We start from the raw sequence: 16,381 nt of genomic DNA, 5'->3' as shown, positions 1-16,381 counted from the left end.
AGTAAACGCAGTTTTAATAGACGTCAACACATCTAGACATCTAAACTTCTTTGCGTATAGATTGAGCATAAGCAGAATAACCGTTAGAATTGTGGCATTTCATGACAGATGCTGTCTTCATTAGATTAATTTTTAAGGTATCCCATGGCTGAGTGGAACGGCGAGTATGTCAGCCCTTACGCTGAACACGGTAAAAAAAGCGAGCAAGTCAAGAAGATAACAGTATCTATCCCATTGAAAGTATTAAAAATACTAACTGACGAACGCACGCGTCGTCAGGTGAACAACCTGCGCCATGCCACCAACAGCGAGCTGCTGTGCGAGGCGTTTCTGCACGCGTTCACCGGTCAACCGTTACCGAATGACGAAGACCTGCGTAAAGAACGCAGCGATGAAATTCCTGAAGCCGCGAAAATCATCATGCGTGAAATGGGTATCGACCCGGATACGTGGGAATACTGATCGCGCTTACGCTGTCAATTTTCTAACAAAACCCCGCCTTCTCCGGCGGGGTTTTGCTATGCAGAGAATCCCGCTCAACATATCGCGCTTCATTAACCTCTAAAACCTCTACCCTCCACCGCTCGCACTTCTTCCGAACGCTTCGTCTTCCACTCACGTTGTGAATCGGGATTGCATTTAATTTGTTATGTTATAACATACCATTTTAGCCTTTAACGGTGATATCCCCGCATCATGACAGAGCCGCTCTCCAACAAACCTGTGCTGCTAGAGCTTCACCATGTTTCCGTTGCCGATGCCAATCGCACGCCGAGACTCAGTGATATTTCGCTGTCCATGCAGGCTGGGGAGCGTTTGGCGCTGGTTGGGCCCAACGGCAGCGGCAAGTCCACGCTGTTACGCGTGTTAACCAGCGAACTCGGCGCGACAACGGGGTACATCCAGTTGAACGGCCAGCCGTTGAACACACTCAGCCGCCATGAGCGAGCAAAACGCATCGCAATTCTGGCGCAGAACGATGCACCGGATCTGCGCTTGCGGGTCGCGGAATACGTCGCCTTAGGGCGGATTCCCCACCACGGATTCAACACGCCTGCGCAGGATCGCCAGCTCATCGAAGAAGCGCTGGACGATACTGGCTTATTACCGCTGCGCCACCGCCTGCTGGGCACGCTCTCCGGCGGGGAACGTCAACGTGCGGCGCTGGCGCGTGCTTTTGCACAAACGCCGCAACTCCTGCTGCTGGATGAACCGACTAACCATCTCGATCCGTTAGCGCGTGCGCAGTTGCTGTCTCTCGTGCGGAAACGCGGTATTTCAACGCTGGCGGTGCTGCACGATCTGCCACTGATAACCCCTTTTGCCGACCGCGTCGCCGTTTTGCAGCAGGGAACGCTACTCCGCTGGGGAACGCCCGCACACGCGCTGAGCGCCGACTGTGTGAAATCCGTATTTGGGATGGAGAGCTTTACGGTGCCGCATCCGATAAACGGCTCGCCCATTCGCATCTTTGAAGCCCCTGAACTGCACTAAGGAACCCTGATGAAAATAACGCTTCTGTCTGGACTGCTGGCATTGACGTCATGCTGGGCGCACGCTTCTGGTTTTCCGGTCACGGTCGACAGCTGTGGGCAACCGCTGACCTTCACCCAGCCGCCGCAGCGAGCCGTTATCCATGACCTGAACATGACGGAAATGGCGTTTGCGCTTGGGCTGCAAAAAAATATTGTCGGACTGACGGGGATCACCGGCTGGTATAAAGCGCCCCCAGACTTTATCAAGCAGCAGGGTACAATCCCTGAACTGGCAGCAAAATACCCGACGTTGGAAAACCTGCTGGCTGTACACTCGGATTTCTTCTTTGCAGGGTGGAACTACGGCATGAAGGTCGGTGGCGAAGTCACCCCACAAGCGCTGCAAAAATACGGTATTCAGACACTGGTACTCAGCGAAAGCTGTGTTTTCACCGAACAACAGCAACAGCGGCCACGAGCAAGCATGGATCTGCTCTACGGCGACATGCTGAAACTGGGGAAAATCTTCGGTAAGCAGGAACAGGCTCAGGAACAGATTGATGGCTGGAAGCAGCATATTGCCGAACTGCAAACCCGTATTGGCAATCAGCCAAAGCAGACGGTTTTTCTGTATGACTCTGGCGACGATAAGCCCTTTACCAGTGGGAAATTCGCCATGCCAACCGCCATCATTGAGGCTGCGGACGGCAAGAACGTGATGGACGATATGGAAACGAGCTGGGCTTCAACATCGTGGGAAAGCGTGGCGGCACGCGAGCCCGACTTTATCATTTTGCTGGATTACCAGACGGGCAACGGTGCAGATGCGTTAAGGCGCTTTCTGGAATCACATCCGCTAATGAAATTTACCCCAGCCGTACAACAGCATCGCTATCTAAAGCTGCAATATGCAGAACTTACGCCGGGCCCCGCGAATATCGCCGCTATTGATAAACTGGCACGCGCACTCTACCCGGATGCCTTTAAGTGAACCCAACGTCTTCACGTTATGCCGCGACCGTCGTTATCGCGCTGCTGATATTGGTTGGGCTGATGCTGTTAAATATTGCGACAGGCAGCACGACGATTCCCCTTACGCAGGTCGCCAGCGTATTGGGGCTATCGTCGGCAGACGTCTCGCCGATGACGTCACGCATCATTCTGGAACTGCGCATTCCCCGCAGCCTGCTGGCAGCGTTGTGTGGTGCGGGTTTAGCGATGGTCGGTGCCTTTTTGCAAACGGCAACCCGCAACGATCTGGCCGACCCTTTTCTGTTCGGCCTGTCTGCCGGAGCCTCGGCAGGCGCGGTCTCCGTCATCACCCGCTTTGGCGAGCAACTCGGTGACTGGGCGCTGCCGATGGCGGCCTTCTGTGGCGGCATTTTATCGGCCGTCGCCGTGACGGTGTTGTTCCTGCTGCAACAGGCGCGGGGTGCAGAGCGACTGATCATCTGCGGATTGGCGATCTCGTTTCTGTTCGGTGCCCTGACGAACTATCTGGTGTTTTCCGGCGATCAGCGGACCGCCAGCTCGATTCTTTTCTGGTCACTGGGCGGGCTGGGTCTTGCCCGCTGGGATACATTACCGTTCGCGGTGTTCAGCGTCCTGCTGCTATTCGGCCTCACTGCCTTACGCTGGCGTGCGCTCGATGCTCTGCTGGCGGGCGGACAAACGGCGGCCTCAATGGGCGTTAATCTGTCCCGCGTACGGGTGGAAATTTTTATCTGCTGCGCGTTCGCCACGTCGCTGTTAGTCGCGCTGACCGGCGTGATCGGTTTTATCGGCCTGATGATTCCCCATCTGGCTCGCCCGTTGAGCGGCGTACTGCACAAGAAGCTGCTGCCGCTGACCGCCGTGCTGGGCGCGATACTGCTGTGCGGCGGCGATTGGCTCAGCCGACAGTTGCTGGCCCCCCAGGAATTGCCTATCGGGATTATTACAGCGGGATTGGGCGGCATCTTCGTTCTGGGGATGCTGGTAAAACGCCAGCAGGGATGAAAAATGCAGGCTTAAAAATAACCCCAATAACCCCAAAATATTGCCAGATGGAGTTATCGGGGTTATCGTTATCGTAGTAAAGGGCAACGGGGTGCAGGGATGGATAGCAGGACGTTAATAGCAGAAATCAAGGCCGATGGGTGGGAGCTGATAAGAGTGAACGGAAGCCACCACCATTTTATGCACCCCAGCAAACCGGGGTTAGTCACCATCTTATGCACCCCAGCAAACCGGGGTTAGTCACCATCCCCCACCCGAAGAAGGATTTACCGATAGGCACGGTAAAAAGCATCAGGAAACAGGCAGGAATATGATCATCGCTGACTCGAAGAGGCTTAATTATGTTTTATCCGATTGCAATTGAAGCAGGCGACGATACCCACGCATACGGTGTAACCGTGCCAGATCTACCGGGCTGTTTTTCTGCAGGCGATACGCTAGACGATGCCATCGCGAATGCTAAAGAGGCGATTACCGGACATATCGAACTGCTGATCGAGATGGGTCAGGATATTCCCACCGTGTCGTCAGTAGGCCAACTAGCAAAAAACGCAGAATACGCTGGGTACACGTGGGCGGTTGTTGATATTGATGTGACGCGTTTAATGGGCGGTTCAGAAAAAATTAACGTCACGCTGCCTAAGTCGCTGATTGACCGCATTGATCGTTGCGTGGCGAGTAACCCAGAATTTAAAAGTCGTTCGGGTTTTCTCGCACAGGCGGCATTAGAACGAATCTCGTCTTCTCGATGAACAATTTCTCGATGAACAATGCTGATACGCCAGAAACAACAAAGGCACCATTCGGTGCCTTTGCAGAAAGTTACTGTACCAATTGGCCAGTAAAACTTATTTTTTAGCGCCTGGAACGGAGAAACGCTTGTTGAAGCGGTCAACACGGCCACCGGTTGCAACATCACGTTGTTTGCCAGTGTAGAACGGGTGGCATTCGCCACAAACGTCCAGGTTCAGGTCACGGCCCACAGTAGAGTGGGTTTTGATCACGTTACCGCAAGAGCAAGTTACAGTAACTGCAGAATAATTCGGGTGAATACCTTTTTTCATGGGAAACCTCAGTTAAGGCCGTGTCGCTATCCAGCCCTGTTCCGCCAGACACCACACGAAAGTTGTATAAGTAAGTTTCATTATGCAAATGGCATAATGGCGGCGGATCATACAGAATCCGCTACCACGATGCAATCGCATCCACACATTATCCCTCGCAGCATGTACACTAGCGCCTTGCCTTATTTTCACCCTGCGTCGCACATGATACAAACCGCTCGGTTATGTCATTGATCGCCACGCAAATCACGTCGACTATCACGGAGAGGTTATGTCTGTCGCTCAGGTCGCTTTGCCCGTGCCATTGGCACGTACATTCGATTATTTGCTACCCGCAGGAGGCGTGACTCCGCAGGTCGGCGCACGCGTCAGCGTCTCCTTTGGTCACCGTAAAGCGATCGGCATTATTACGGCTCTGAGCAACACCAGCGACCTTCCGCTTGAGCAATTAAAACCCGTGCATGACGTGCTGGACGAGCAGCCACTGTTCCCGCCCAGCCTGTGGCGCATTTTGCTGTGGGCAGTTGAGTACTATCATTATCCAATTGGCGAAGTCCTGTTCCATGCGCTGCCGATACTACTGCGTCAGGGGAAACCTGCACACCGCGCGCCGCTCTGGCAGTGGTTTGCCACCGAACAAGGCCGAGCGACGCCGCTCAGCACGCTCAAACGCGCGGCAAAACAGCAGCAGGCGCTGGCGGCCTTACTTCAGTCGCCGCTTTATCGCCATCAGGTGAGCGAAATCGGGCTGACGGAGACAGCATTGCAGGCGCTGCGTAGCAAAGGGCTGTGCGAATTACAGGCCGCAGAGCAAACGCTTCACGACTGGCGTCAAAGTTTTAGTCTGGCAACCGACCGCCTACGCCTGAATACCGAACAGGCCACTGCTGTCGGCGCGATCCGCAGCGAAGATAACCACTTTGCCGCCTGGCTGCTCGCAGGCATCACCGGTTCGGGCAAAACGGAAGTCTATCTCAGCGTGTTGGAAAACGTGCTGGCACAGGGCAAGCAAGCGCTGGTGTTAGTGCCGGAGATTGGCCTGACGCCGCAAACGATCGCCCGCTTTCGCGAGCGGTTTAACGCTCCGGTGGAGGTGCTGCACTCGGCACTCAACGACAGCGAACGCCTCGCCGTCTGGCTACGCGCCCGCAGCGGTGAAGCGGCTATCGTCATCGGAACGCGGTCAGCGTTATTTACGCCCTTTGCCCGTTTGGGGCTGATTGTGATCGATGAAGAACACGACAGTTCCTACAAACAGCAGGAAGGCTGGCGCTATCACGCCCGTGATTTGGCGGTGTTCCGCGCCAGAGAAGAAGACATTCCCATCGTCATGGGGACGGCGACGCCCGCGCTGGAAACGCTGTATAACGTCCAGATCGGCAAGTATCGACGCTTGAATCTGACCAAAAGAGCGGGTAATGCCGCGCTCGCCAAACAGCACATCATCGATCTGAAAGGGCTGCCGTTAACAGCCGGGTTATCCCAGCCGTTGATTACCCGTATCCGCCACCATCTAACGAACGATAATCAGGTTATTTTGTTCCTCAATCGGCGCGGGTTCGCCCCCGTGGTGATGTGCCACGAGTGCGGCTGGATTGCAGAGTGTCAGCGCTGCGATCACTACTATACCTACCACCAGCATCAGAAGATGTTGCGCTGCCACCACTGCGACAGTCAGCGTCCGGTTCCACAACAGTGCCCCGGCTGCGGCTCGACCAATATGGTGCCCGTAGGTCTGGGAACCGAGCAGTTGGAACAAAGCCTTGCGCCGATCTTTCCAGATGTCCCGATCACCCGCATCGACCGTGATACCACCAGCCGTAAAGGGGCGCTTGAGCAGCAGCTCTCGCAGGTCAGGCAGGGAGGTGCACGCCTTCTCATCGGCACACAGATGTTGGCGAAAGGGCATCACTTCCCTGACGTGACGCTGGTCGCTTTGCTGGACGTTGACGGGTCGCTGTTCTCTGCCGACTTCCGCGCAGCCGAGCGTTTTGCGCAGCTCTATACTCAGGTGGCGGGTCGCGCAGGACGTGCGGGCAAGGCGGGCGAAGTGGCACTGCAAACTCACCATCCGGAACATCCGCTATTACAAACGCTGCTGCAACAGGGCTACGATGCCTTTGCCAGCCAGGCGCTTACCGAACGAAAAAGCGTTTTTCTGCCGCCGTTTACCAGCCATATCCTCTTTCGCGCTGACGATCACGATAATCAGCAGGCCGCCTTATTCCTTCAGCAATTGCGTAATTTGCTGGAGGCGAGCCCGCTGCGAGATGAATCACTCTGGTTACTGGGCCCGGTACCTGCTTTACAACCCAAACGCGCGGGGCGCTTCCGCTGGCAGCTTTTACTACAGCACCCTTCCAGAGCGCTATTGCAGAAACTGGTCAGAACGTCGCTGACGCTAATCGGTACGCTGCCGCAGGCGCGTAAAGTGAAATGGATGCTGGATGTCGACCCCACGGACGGTTAGCGCTTCCTGTTAGATCATTTCGGTTTCTTGCCACGCATTTTTTGCGATCGGCGTCGAGAACACGATATTCATCACACTTTTTGTGCAAATTAAGCAACAAAACCTGCGTTCAATCTGTTATCACTGTCTGCGCAGAAAAGCGATACCCATAATCATAGAAAGTCAGCAGACAGGAGCGTTCTGCTGGCAGTCAGCGCCAGTTAACGCTGACGCAAGGAGAAAAGCGTTGAAGCAAAAGAAAGGCGTCACCACGGCGACGATGAAAGACGTGGCGGATGAAGCGGGGGTTTCCACCGCGACCGTATCCCGAACGTTAATGAACCCAGAGAAAGTCTCTGCGACCACCCGTAGGAAGGTCGAGCAGGCCGTCATCGCCGTTGGCTATTCGCCCCACACGCTCAACAGGAATCTCAAACGTAACGAATCGCGCACGATCCTGACGATCGTCCCGGATATCTGCGATCCCTATTTCTCCGAAATATTTCGCGGGATCGAGGAAACGGCAGCCGAACACGGCTATCTGGTGTTGATTGGCGATTGCGCTCACCAACATCAAAAAGAAAAAACCTTCGTCGACCTGATTATTACCAAGCAGATCGACGGCATGGTGTTACTCGGCTCCAATCTGCCGTTTGACGCAGGCCAGGAAGAGCAGCGTAATCTGCCGCCGATGGTGATGGCGAATGAGTTCTCACCGGATCTGGCGCTGCCCACCGTGCATATTGATAACCTGACCGCCGCCTTTGAAGCCGTACATTATCTTTATCAGGCGGGTCATCAGCGCATCGCCTGCATTGCGGGTCCGGAGCACATGCACCTGAGCCAATATCGCCTGCAGGGGTACATTCAGGCCTTGCGCCGCAATGGAATTCTGATCGATAACCAGTACATTTTTCGAGGCGATTTCAACTACGAAACTGGGATTAACGGCCTGATTGCGCTGATGCAGCACCCGCAACCGCCCAGCGCAATCTTCTGTCACAGCGACCTCATGGCATTGGGTGTTCTGGCGCAGGCCAGAAAGATGGGGCTGGACATCCCACGCGATCTCTCCGTTATCGGTTTCGATGATATCGAACAGGCGCAGTACAGCTGGCCACCTCTGACTTCTGTCGCCCAGCCTCGTTATCAGATCGGACGCGAGGCAATGCTGCTACTCTTAGAACAGTTGCAAGGTAACACGGTACAAAGCGGTTCCCGTCTGTTATCCAGTGAGCTGGTCATACGCGACAGCGTCGCCGCCCCGAATTACGCCCGTAACCGGCTTTAAGACTTCAGGTGCTGGTCAAATATTTGAGGGTTCAGTAACATTACCCCCTAATTATGTTATTTACCTATCAATTCACAGCGAAACGACAGTGGCACAAAGAGACTACGTGAGCCGAGGACGTTCATCAGGAACGCATCGGAAAACGACAAATAGCCGGAAAAAAAGCAACGCTTCAGGCGCGTCCAAAACGATGGTCGCACTCGCTGTTGCCGTTTTGGTCACCTTCGCAGGCGGTCTGTACTTTATCGCCCATAATAAACCGGACGAATCCCCCGTCCTGCCGCATCAGAATGCAGGCAAAGGTAACGGACTGCCACCCAAGCCGGAAGAACGCTGGCGCTATATTAAAGAACTGGAAAACCGTCAGTTGGGCGTCACCACGCCAACGGAGCCTTCCGCGGGTGGCGAGATTCAGTCGCCGGTGCAGTTGACGGACGAGCAGCGCCAGTTGTTGGAACAGATGCAGTCTGATATGCGTCGTCAGCCAACGCAGCTTTCCGAGGTGCCGTATAACGACCAGACGCAGATTCCGCGCTCGCAGGTAACGATTAAGCCACCGACGCAATTAATGCAGCAGCCGCCTGTCGTAACGACTCAGCCCACCACGCGGGCGCCTGTAGTCACGCAAACGGCGCCTGTTGTTTCCAGACAAGACATGCCAAAACAAGAAGCACCAAGACAGGAAGCACCGAAGCAACTGCCAGTTAAACAGCCTGAAGCGCCAAAAGTCGAGAAAGTCCAACACTGGGCGATTCAGTGTGGCTCCTTCAAAACGATGGACCCTGCAGAATCGGTAAGAGCACAGCTGGCGTTTGCCGGTATCGAAAGCCGCATCACCTCTAACGGCGGCTGGAACCGTATTCTGCTTGGGCCTTATAACACCCGTGCTGCCGCAGATAGCATGATCCAACGTCTTAAAGGCGCAGGCGCATCAAACTGTATTCCTCTTGCCAGCGGGGGTTGAAAAACCCCACGCTTTCCCCCATCTATAAAATCAATGTGCCCCGAATCATGCGGGGATCTTTTTCTTCAAACGGGGACTGACTCGTGACAACAATTGTAAGCGTACGCCGCAACGGCCAGGTGGTCATTGGCGGTGATGGACAAGCCACTCTGGGCAACACCGTGATGAAAGGCAACGTGCGTAAAGTGCGTCGTCTCTACCATGACCGCGTCATCGCGGGCTTCGCAGGCGGTACGGCGGATGCCTTCACCCTTTTTGAGCTTTTTGAGCGCAAGCTGGAATTGCATCAAGGTCATCTGGTAAAAGCGGCCGTCGAGCTGGCGAAAGACTGGCGTACCGACCGTATGCTACGCAAGCTGGAAGCCCTGTTAGCCGTTGCGGACGAAAACGCCTCGCTGATCATTACCGGTAATGGCGATGTCGTGCAGCCTGAAAACGATCTGATCGCGATTGGTTCCGGCGGTCCTTATGCACAGGCCGCAGCGCGTGCTTTACTGGAAAACACAGAGCTGGGTGCGCGTGATATCGTCGAGAAATCTCTGGGGATTGCTGGCGACATCTGTATCTACACCAATCAGTTCCACACGATAGAAGAATTAGCCTCCAAGGCGTAAGGATCAACTATGTCTGAAATGACCCCGCGCGAGATAGTCAGCGAGCTCGACAGCTATATCATCGGCCAGCATAAAGCGAAACGCGCCGTTTCCATCGCGCTGCGTAACCGCTGGCGCCGTATGCAGTTGGACGAAGCACTTCGTCATGAAGTGACGCCTAAAAACATTCTCATGATCGGCCCGACCGGCGTCGGTAAAACCGAAATCGCTCGTCGTCTGGCGAAGCTAGCCAACGCACCGTTCATCAAAGTGGAAGCCACCAAATTCACCGAAGTCGGCTATGTCGGTAAAGAAGTTGACTCTATTATCCGCGATCTGACAGATTCCGCGATCAAAATGGTGCGCCTTCAGTCCATCGAAAAAAACCGCTTCCGTGCGGAAGAGATGGCGGAAGACCGCATTCTGGACGTGTTGATTCCCCCCGCGAAAAACAACTGGGGACAGGCTGAAAGCACACCGGAGCCGTCTTCAACCCGTCAGGCATTCCGCAAGAAACTGCGTGAAGGCCAGTTGGATGACAAAGAGATCGAGATCGATCTGGCAGCCGCTCCCGTTGGCGTAGAGATCATGGCTCCTCCGGGCATGGAAGAGATGACCAACCAGCTCCAGTCCATGTTCCAGAACCTGGCAGGACAGAAGCAGAAAGCCCGTAAGGTCAAAATTAAAGACGCCTTCAAGCTGCTGATAGAAGAAGAAGCCGCCAAGCTGGTGAACCCGGAAGAGCTGAAACAGCAGGCGATTGAAGCTGTTGAACAGCACGGTATCGTGTTCATCGATGAGATCGACAAAATCTGTAAGCGTGGCGAAAGCTCCGGCCCAGATGTTTCCCGTGAAGGCGTTCAGCGCGACCTGCTGCCGCTGGTCGAAGGCTGCACCGTGTCCACCAAGCACGGCATGGTCAAAACTGACCACATTCTGTTTATCGCATCCGGCGCATTCCAGGTTGCCAGCCCGTCCGATCTGATTCCAGAATTGCAGGGGCGTCTGCCGATTCGCGTAGAGTTGCAGGCGCTGACCACAGAAGATTTCGAGCGCATCCTGACGGAACCCAGCGCCTCGCTGACCGAGCAGTACAAAGCGCTGATGGCGACGGAAGGCGTGAATATTTCGTTCACCCCCGATGGTATCCGCCGTATTGCCGAAGCCGCCTGGCAGGTCAACGAAAGCACCGAAAATATCGGTGCACGCCGTCTGCATACTGTGATGGAGCGTCTGATCGAGGACGTGTCTTACGACGCCAGCGAAATGAACGGTCAAAGTGTTACCATTGACGCAGATTACGTACGTAATCATCTGGATGAATTAGTAGCAGATGAAGATCTGAGTCGATTTATCTTATAATCCGTTTTCGCGGATCGCACGATTAACGATAAAGTGGGAGGCGTTGGCCTCCCACTTTTGTTTCTGACGCGCCATCACTGACTTTTCTTGTTTATAAACGGATGATTCACGCAATTGAATCGTCAATAAAATTGAAGCACACCATGACCTTATCGACCCATAGCAGCAAAACCAAAGCCTGGCTGGATAGCCTGCGTCCAAAGACGTTGCCATTAGCTTTTGCGTCCATCGTCACCGGCTCGGCGATCGCGAGCTGGCATAGCAGCTTTAAACCGGGCGTAGCATTACTGGCGTTGTTAACAGCCGGACTGCTGCAAATCCTTTCCAATCTGGCGAACGACTATGGGGATGCGATAAAAGGCAGCGATACCGAGGAACGCATCGGGCCGTTGCGCGGTATTCAGACCGGAGCGATTACACTGGCACAGCTACGCAATGCGCTAATCGTGACCGTGGCACTCACCATCATTTCCGGTGTGAGCTTGGTGATTCTGGCGTGTGAAAAGCCAGCGGATATCTTTGGTTTCCTGATTCTGGGGCTGCTGGCGATTTTCGCCGCCATCACCTATACCGTTGGCAACAAGCCCTACGGTTACATCGGACTTGGCGATATTTCGGTGCTGATCTTTTTCGGCTGGCTCAGCGTCGCAGGGTCGTATTACCTGCAAACGGGGTATTTCGACAGCGTCGTGATGCTGCCAGCAACGGCCTGCGGTCTGTTGGCGACGGCGGTATTGAATATCAATAACCTGCGCGATATCGATAACGATCGCATCAGCGGAAAAAACACGTTGGCAGTGCGTCTTGGAGCGGAAAAAGCGCGCTTCTACCATACGATGCTGCTGTTGCTGGCTCCGGTTTGTCTCGGTCTGTTTGCAACGTTTTATCTGCACAGTCTGGCAGGCTGGCTCTTTATTCTGACGCTTCCGTTACTCATTCAGCAGGCACGCTATGTACTGCGTGAAACCAGCGCATTCAGTATGCGTCCGATGCTGGAAAAAACGGTGAAAGGCGCGCTGCTGACCAACATTCTGTTCGCTGTCGGCGTGATATTGAGTTAGTGCGGGTAAAGTAAGCACAGGCGAAAAGCGGTGCGTATTTACTGATACGCATCAAGTTAACATTTGATGATTTTGCCAACAGCCGCCAGAAAGGGATATACTCATGATTCCGGCGGCAAACAGACGTTAATCCTATGAAATACGATACTTCCGAACTGTGCGATATCTACCACGAAGAGGTGAATGTTGTTGAGCCTCTGTTCTCTAATTTTGGCGGGCGTACTTCATTTGGTGGCAAAATCACCACAGTGAAATGTTTTGAAGATAACGGCCTGCTGTTCGATCTCCTTGAAGAGAACGGTCTCGGGCGCGTGCTGGTGATCGATGGCGGAGGCTCCGTGCGCCGCGCGTTGATTAACGCGGAAATCGCTCGGTTAGCGACGCAAAACGAGTGGGAAGGCATTGTCGTTTATGGCGCGGTGCGTCAGGTTGACGATTTGGCCGAGCTGGATATCGGTATTCAGGCGATGGCGGCCATTCCGGTCGGCGCGGGTAGCGAAGGCATCGGCGAGAGCGATATTCGCGTCAACTTCGGTGGTGTCACTTTTTTCTCCGGTGACCATCTGTATGCCGATAATACCGGTATTATTTTGGCGGAAGACCCGCTGGATATTGAATAATATCGTTGAATTCCTGCGTTTTTATTGCGGTGACATCAGCACAAAAAAGGGCGATAAACGCCCTTTTTTATTTGGCTCAATCGATAAGCCGTTACTTCATCTGAGCCAGCAAGTCCTATTAGACTTCTTCCATTTTGCCTAACAGCGCGCGCAGGCGCTCTTGCCATACCACTTGCTCTTCTTTCAATTGCTCGTTCTCGCGCACCAGCGCTTCACGTGAACCCGCTGCCGCCTGAACATCCTGCGACAGCGCATTGTTCTGCTCTTTCAGCTCTTCAATTTCCATTTGCAACAGCGTGATGGTATCAATCGCCTGCTGAACTTTCGCTTCCAGCTTTTCAAACACTTCAAATGACATTCTTCAAACCCCTTTTAATCGCAACAAGGCAAAGATCGGTTAACGCTGGCTTTCGGACTCCATAACCAACACTCAACGGTGTCGCGTCATCCGCCCGTAAACATAATCCTGACCGCGGGACGGCTGGCAAGACAGACCATAGCGAAATTGTATGTAGCCAACCGCCACCTGTCTAGCACACATCCCCCATTACGCGAGTGTGGCAGCTTTTCTTACGTAACACTATCAGTACAAACTGAAAAACAGGCAGCACAAACTGAAAACGACTCCTGTTCGCTTCTCCATGACTCCTATTGTGTTAATAAATTTAACCTGAGCGTTACTATCAACCGTGGGCGAAAAACCACCGCGAGTCATTTTATAAGCGAATACGCTCATTTTATTGACGCACAACACACATTTAAATTTCGATATTTCTCGTTTTCGCGCGCTAACGATAAATTCACATCATAAATACATTTAAAACAGAGGATGCCCCCAACGGTATCCTTAGACCTACCACTCTGTATGTTACCCAGCAGGAAAAAATATGAGCCAAGCAGAACGTTCAACGCTAAAAGGCCAGTGCATCGCCGAGTTTCTCGGCACTGGCCTGCTGATTTTCTTCGGTGTCGGCTGTGTCGCCGCCTTGAAACTGGCGGGAGCCAGCTTCGGACAGTGGGAGATCAGCATCATTTGGGGTCTGGGGGTTGCGATGGCAATCTACCTGACCGCCGCCATTTCCGGTGCTCACCTCAACCCAGCCGTCACTATTGCCCTGTGGCTGTTTGCCTGCTTCGATGGGCACAAGGTTGTGCCTTACATTCTGGCGCAGATTGCAGGAGCCTTTTGTGCCGCTGCACTGGTCTACGGTCTGTATCACAATCTGTTCGTGGATTATGAACAAACCAACAATATGGTGCGCGGCAGCACCGAAAGCCTGAGTTTAGCGGGCATTTTCTCAACCTATCCGAACCCACACATTTCTGTCATGCAGGCGCTACTGGTTGAAACCGTCATCACCGCCATACTGATGTGCCTGATTCTGGCGCTGACCGATGATGGTAACGGTATCCCACGCGGGCCACTCGCTCCGCTGCTGATCGGTATTTTGATTGCCGTTATCGGTGCATCCATGGGGCCGCTGACCGGCTTCGCCCTTAACCCCGCGCGTGACTTTGGTCCTAAGCTGTTCGCGTTTCTGGCGGGCTGGGGCAACGTAGCCTTCACCGGTGCACGCGACATTCCTTACTTCCTGGTTCCCATCTTCGGCCCCATTATCGGTGCCTGTCTGGGTGCCTTCGGCTATCGCGCACTGATTGGCCACAATCTGCCATGCGATGTGTGCGAACCCGAGGCAGAAAGTACCCCGCGTCGTGAAAGCCGTTAAACTTAACGCTACGACCATCCTATTTCACGGTTAATCATTACAGGATTGGATTTATGAACCCGGAAAAAAAATACATTGTCGCGCTCGACCAAGGCACAACCAGCTCCCGCGCCATCGTACTGGATCACGATGCCAATATCGTTAGCGTTTCACAGCGTGAATTCACCCAGATCTATCCAAAAGCAGGCTGGGTAGAGCACGACCCAATGGAGATTTGGGCATCACAAAGCTCAACGCTGAACGAAGTGCTGGCTAAAGCCGACATCAGCGCGGATGAAGTCGCGGGCATTGGCATCACCAACCAGCGTGAAACCACCGTCGTATGGGAAAAAGAGAGCGGCAAGCCAATTTATAACGCCATCGTCTGGCAGTGTCGTCGTACCGCTGAAATTTGCGAAAAGCTGAAGAAAGACGGTCTGGAAGAGTACGTTCGCAACACCACCGGTCTGGTGGTCGATCCCTACTTCTCCGGCACCAAGGTGAAATGGATTTTGGATCACGTTGAAGGCTCCCGTGAACGCGCCAAACGCGGCGAACTGCTGTTTGGTACCATCGATACCTGGCTGATTTGGAAAATGACGCAAGGGCGTGTCCACGTAACGGATTACACCAACGCCTCCCGCACCATGCTATTTAACATTCATACGCTGGAATGGGATACCCGCATGCTGGAAGCGCTGGATATTCCGCGCGAAATGCTGCCGGAAGTGCGCGCGTCTTCAGAAGTCTACGGCCAGACCAACATTGGTGGTAAAGGCGGTACGCGTATTCCTATCGCTGGTATCGCGGGTGACCAGCAGGCGGCGCTGTACGGCCAGCTTTGCGTCAATCCGGGCATGGCAAAAAACACCTACGGCACGGGCTGCTTCCTACTGATGAACACGGGTAAAGAGGCGGTACTATCCAAACACGGCCTGCTGACCACCATCGCCTGCGGCCCACGCGGTGAAGTTAACTACGCGCTGGAAGGCTCGGTGTTCGTTGGCGGCGCATCTATCCAATGGCTGCGTGACGAGTTGAAGCTGATCGGCGACTCAATGGACTCCGAATACTTCGCAACGAAAGTGAAGGATTCTAACGGCGTTTACGTCGTCCCTGCCTTCACCGGTTTGGGTGCCCCTTACTGGGACCCGTATGCCCGTGGCGCGATCTTCGGTCTGACCCGTGGCGTGAATGCGAACCACATCATTCGTGCAACGCTGGAATCCATTGCCTTCCAGACCCGCGACGTACTGGATGCCATGCAGGCGGACGCCAATACGCGCCTGAAAGCGCTGCGTGTCGACGGTGGCGCGGTCGCCAACAACTTCCTGATGCAGTTCCAGTCCGATATTCTCGGTACGCGCGTGGAACGTCCAGAAGTGCGTGAATCCACGGCACTGGGTGCCGCTTTCCTGGCGGGCTTAGCGACAGGCTTCTGGAACGATCTGGATGAAGTGAAGAGCAAAGCCACGATCGAGCGTGAATTCCGCCCCAGCATTGAAACGGTAGAGCGCAACGTGCGCTACAGCGGCTGGCAGAAAGCCGTGGCTCGTGCTCGTAACTGGGAAGACCACGACGCGTAATCCGCCAACGCATCTATCCACATCGGGCGCGCCTGTCGCGCCCGTTTTTTCCCTATCGCCCAACCGCCTCCCTACATCGTTGTGATAAAATCCTGCCCACATCCTAATGTTGCTCGTTTAAGAACCGAGATACCGGGGCGACCACAGTGCGAGGTGTCCCTGCGGGAACCTCATCACCGTGTTTCCCCTAAATCCATACTTAAGTGGTTAAC

The 16,381-nt window shown here is 54.1% G+C and carries 16 protein-coding genes and 1 pseudogene; 15 read left to right on the top strand and 2 right to left on the bottom strand.

Annotated elements, in window-relative coordinates; genetic code table 11:
- Positions 1 to 144: 144 nt before the first annotated feature.
- The 6 genes and pseudogenes from metJ to DMB82_RS00780 all read left to right on the top strand — a co-directional run bounded on the left by metJ (position 145) and on the right by DMB82_RS00780 (position 4,225).
- Entirely contained in the window at positions 145 to 462 is a 318-nt protein-coding gene (gene metJ / locus DMB82_RS00805) for a met regulon transcriptional regulator MetJ (RefSeq protein ID WP_005973355.1), read from the top strand.
- A 234-nt stretch (positions 463 to 696) separates the two neighbouring features.
- The gene (locus DMB82_RS00800) at positions 697 to 1,494 is read left to right on the top strand and encodes an ABC transporter ATP-binding protein (RefSeq protein ID WP_116164105.1); all 798 of its coding nucleotides are present in this window, start codon (positions 697 to 699) and stop codon (positions 1,492 to 1,494) included.
- Between the two features lie 9 nt (positions 1,495 to 1,503).
- Positions 1,504 to 2,466, top strand: coding sequence for an ABC transporter substrate-binding protein (locus DMB82_RS00795; RefSeq protein ID WP_116164103.1), 963 nt, complete (start codon positions 1,504 to 1,506; stop codon positions 2,464 to 2,466).
- Positions 2,463 to 3,473, top strand: a complete 1,011-nt coding sequence (locus DMB82_RS00790) for a FecCD family ABC transporter permease (RefSeq protein WP_116164101.1) — start codon at positions 2,463 to 2,465, stop codon at positions 3,471 to 3,473. The genes DMB82_RS00795 and DMB82_RS00790 overlap by 4 nt, the downstream gene beginning before the upstream one ends.
- Before the next feature lie 99 nt (positions 3,474 to 3,572).
- A pseudogene (locus DMB82_RS00785) lies at positions 3,573 to 3,787 on the top strand (type II toxin-antitoxin system HicA family toxin).
- Between the two features lie 27 nt (positions 3,788 to 3,814).
- Complete coding sequence (locus DMB82_RS00780; protein ID WP_039545938.1) at positions 3,815 to 4,225, top strand: type II toxin-antitoxin system HicB family antitoxin; 411 nt, start codon at positions 3,815 to 3,817, stop codon at positions 4,223 to 4,225.
- A 96-nt stretch (positions 4,226 to 4,321) separates the two neighbouring features.
- Here the strand turns inward: DMB82_RS00780 and rpmE are convergent, their stop codons facing one another.
- The gene (gene rpmE, locus DMB82_RS00775) at positions 4,322 to 4,537 is read right to left on the bottom strand and encodes a 50S ribosomal protein L31 (protein ID WP_010281510.1); all 216 of its coding nucleotides are present in this window, start codon (positions 4,535 to 4,537) and stop codon (positions 4,322 to 4,324) included.
- Positions 4,538 to 4,808: 271 nt separating this feature from the next.
- Here rpmE and priA point away from each other — a divergent pair, with 271 nt between their 5' ends.
- The 7 genes from priA to rraA all read left to right on the top strand — a co-directional run bounded on the left by priA (position 4,809) and on the right by rraA (position 12,877).
- Positions 4,809 to 7,007, top strand: a complete 2,199-nt coding sequence (priA, locus tag DMB82_RS00770) for a primosomal protein N' (RefSeq protein WP_116164099.1) — start codon at positions 4,809 to 4,811, stop codon at positions 7,005 to 7,007.
- A gap of 226 nt (positions 7,008 to 7,233) precedes the next feature.
- Entirely contained in the window at positions 7,234 to 8,277 is a 1,044-nt protein-coding gene (gene cytR, locus DMB82_RS00765) for a DNA-binding transcriptional regulator CytR (protein ID WP_116164097.1), read from the top strand.
- Positions 8,278 to 8,365: 88 nt separating this feature from the next.
- Entirely contained in the window at positions 8,366 to 9,241 is an 876-nt protein-coding gene (ftsN, locus tag DMB82_RS00760; RefSeq protein ID WP_102118164.1) for a cell division protein FtsN, read from the top strand.
- 83 nt (positions 9,242 to 9,324) lie between these two features.
- A complete protein-coding gene (gene hslV / locus DMB82_RS00755) occupies positions 9,325 to 9,855 on the top strand; it encodes an ATP-dependent protease subunit HslV (protein WP_005973334.1) in 531 nt (176 codons plus the stop codon).
- A 9-nt stretch (positions 9,856 to 9,864) separates the two neighbouring features.
- Complete coding sequence (gene hslU, locus DMB82_RS00750; RefSeq protein WP_102118163.1) at positions 9,865 to 11,196, top strand: HslU--HslV peptidase ATPase subunit; 1,332 nt, start codon at positions 9,865 to 9,867, stop codon at positions 11,194 to 11,196.
- Positions 11,197 to 11,339: 143 nt separating this feature from the next.
- Positions 11,340 to 12,257 (top strand): 1,4-dihydroxy-2-naphthoate polyprenyltransferase, encoded by a 918-nt coding sequence (locus tag DMB82_RS00745; protein WP_102118162.1) that lies wholly within the window; start codon positions 11,340 to 11,342, stop codon positions 12,255 to 12,257.
- Positions 12,258 to 12,391: 134 nt separating this feature from the next.
- Positions 12,392 to 12,877, top strand: a complete 486-nt coding sequence (gene rraA / locus DMB82_RS00740; RefSeq protein ID WP_102118161.1) for a ribonuclease E activity regulator RraA — start codon at positions 12,392 to 12,394, stop codon at positions 12,875 to 12,877.
- Between the two features lie 118 nt (positions 12,878 to 12,995).
- Here rraA and zapB read toward each other — a convergent pair whose 3' ends face one another.
- Positions 12,996 to 13,235, bottom strand: coding sequence for a septal ring assembly protein ZapB (zapB, locus tag DMB82_RS00735; protein ID WP_010281529.1), 240 nt, complete (start codon positions 13,233 to 13,235; stop codon positions 12,996 to 12,998).
- Between the two features lie 529 nt (positions 13,236 to 13,764).
- Here zapB and DMB82_RS00730 point away from each other — a divergent pair.
- Complete coding sequence (locus DMB82_RS00730; protein WP_102118160.1) at positions 13,765 to 14,604, top strand: MIP/aquaporin family protein; 840 nt, start codon at positions 13,765 to 13,767, stop codon at positions 14,602 to 14,604.
- A gap of 53 nt (positions 14,605 to 14,657) precedes the next feature.
- Positions 14,658 to 16,169 (top strand): glycerol kinase GlpK, encoded by a 1,512-nt coding sequence (gene glpK, locus DMB82_RS00725; protein ID WP_102118159.1) that lies wholly within the window; start codon positions 14,658 to 14,660, stop codon positions 16,167 to 16,169.
- Positions 16,170 to 16,381 lie beyond the last annotated feature (212 nt).

It is taken from the genome of Pectobacterium aquaticum, assembly GCF_003382565.3.
Taxonomy (GTDB): Bacteria; Pseudomonadota; Gammaproteobacteria; order Enterobacterales; family Enterobacteriaceae; genus Pectobacterium; species Pectobacterium aquaticum.
The sequence above is the reverse complement of the archived record's forward strand: the minus strand, read 5'-3'. Positions and strand labels throughout refer to the sequence as shown.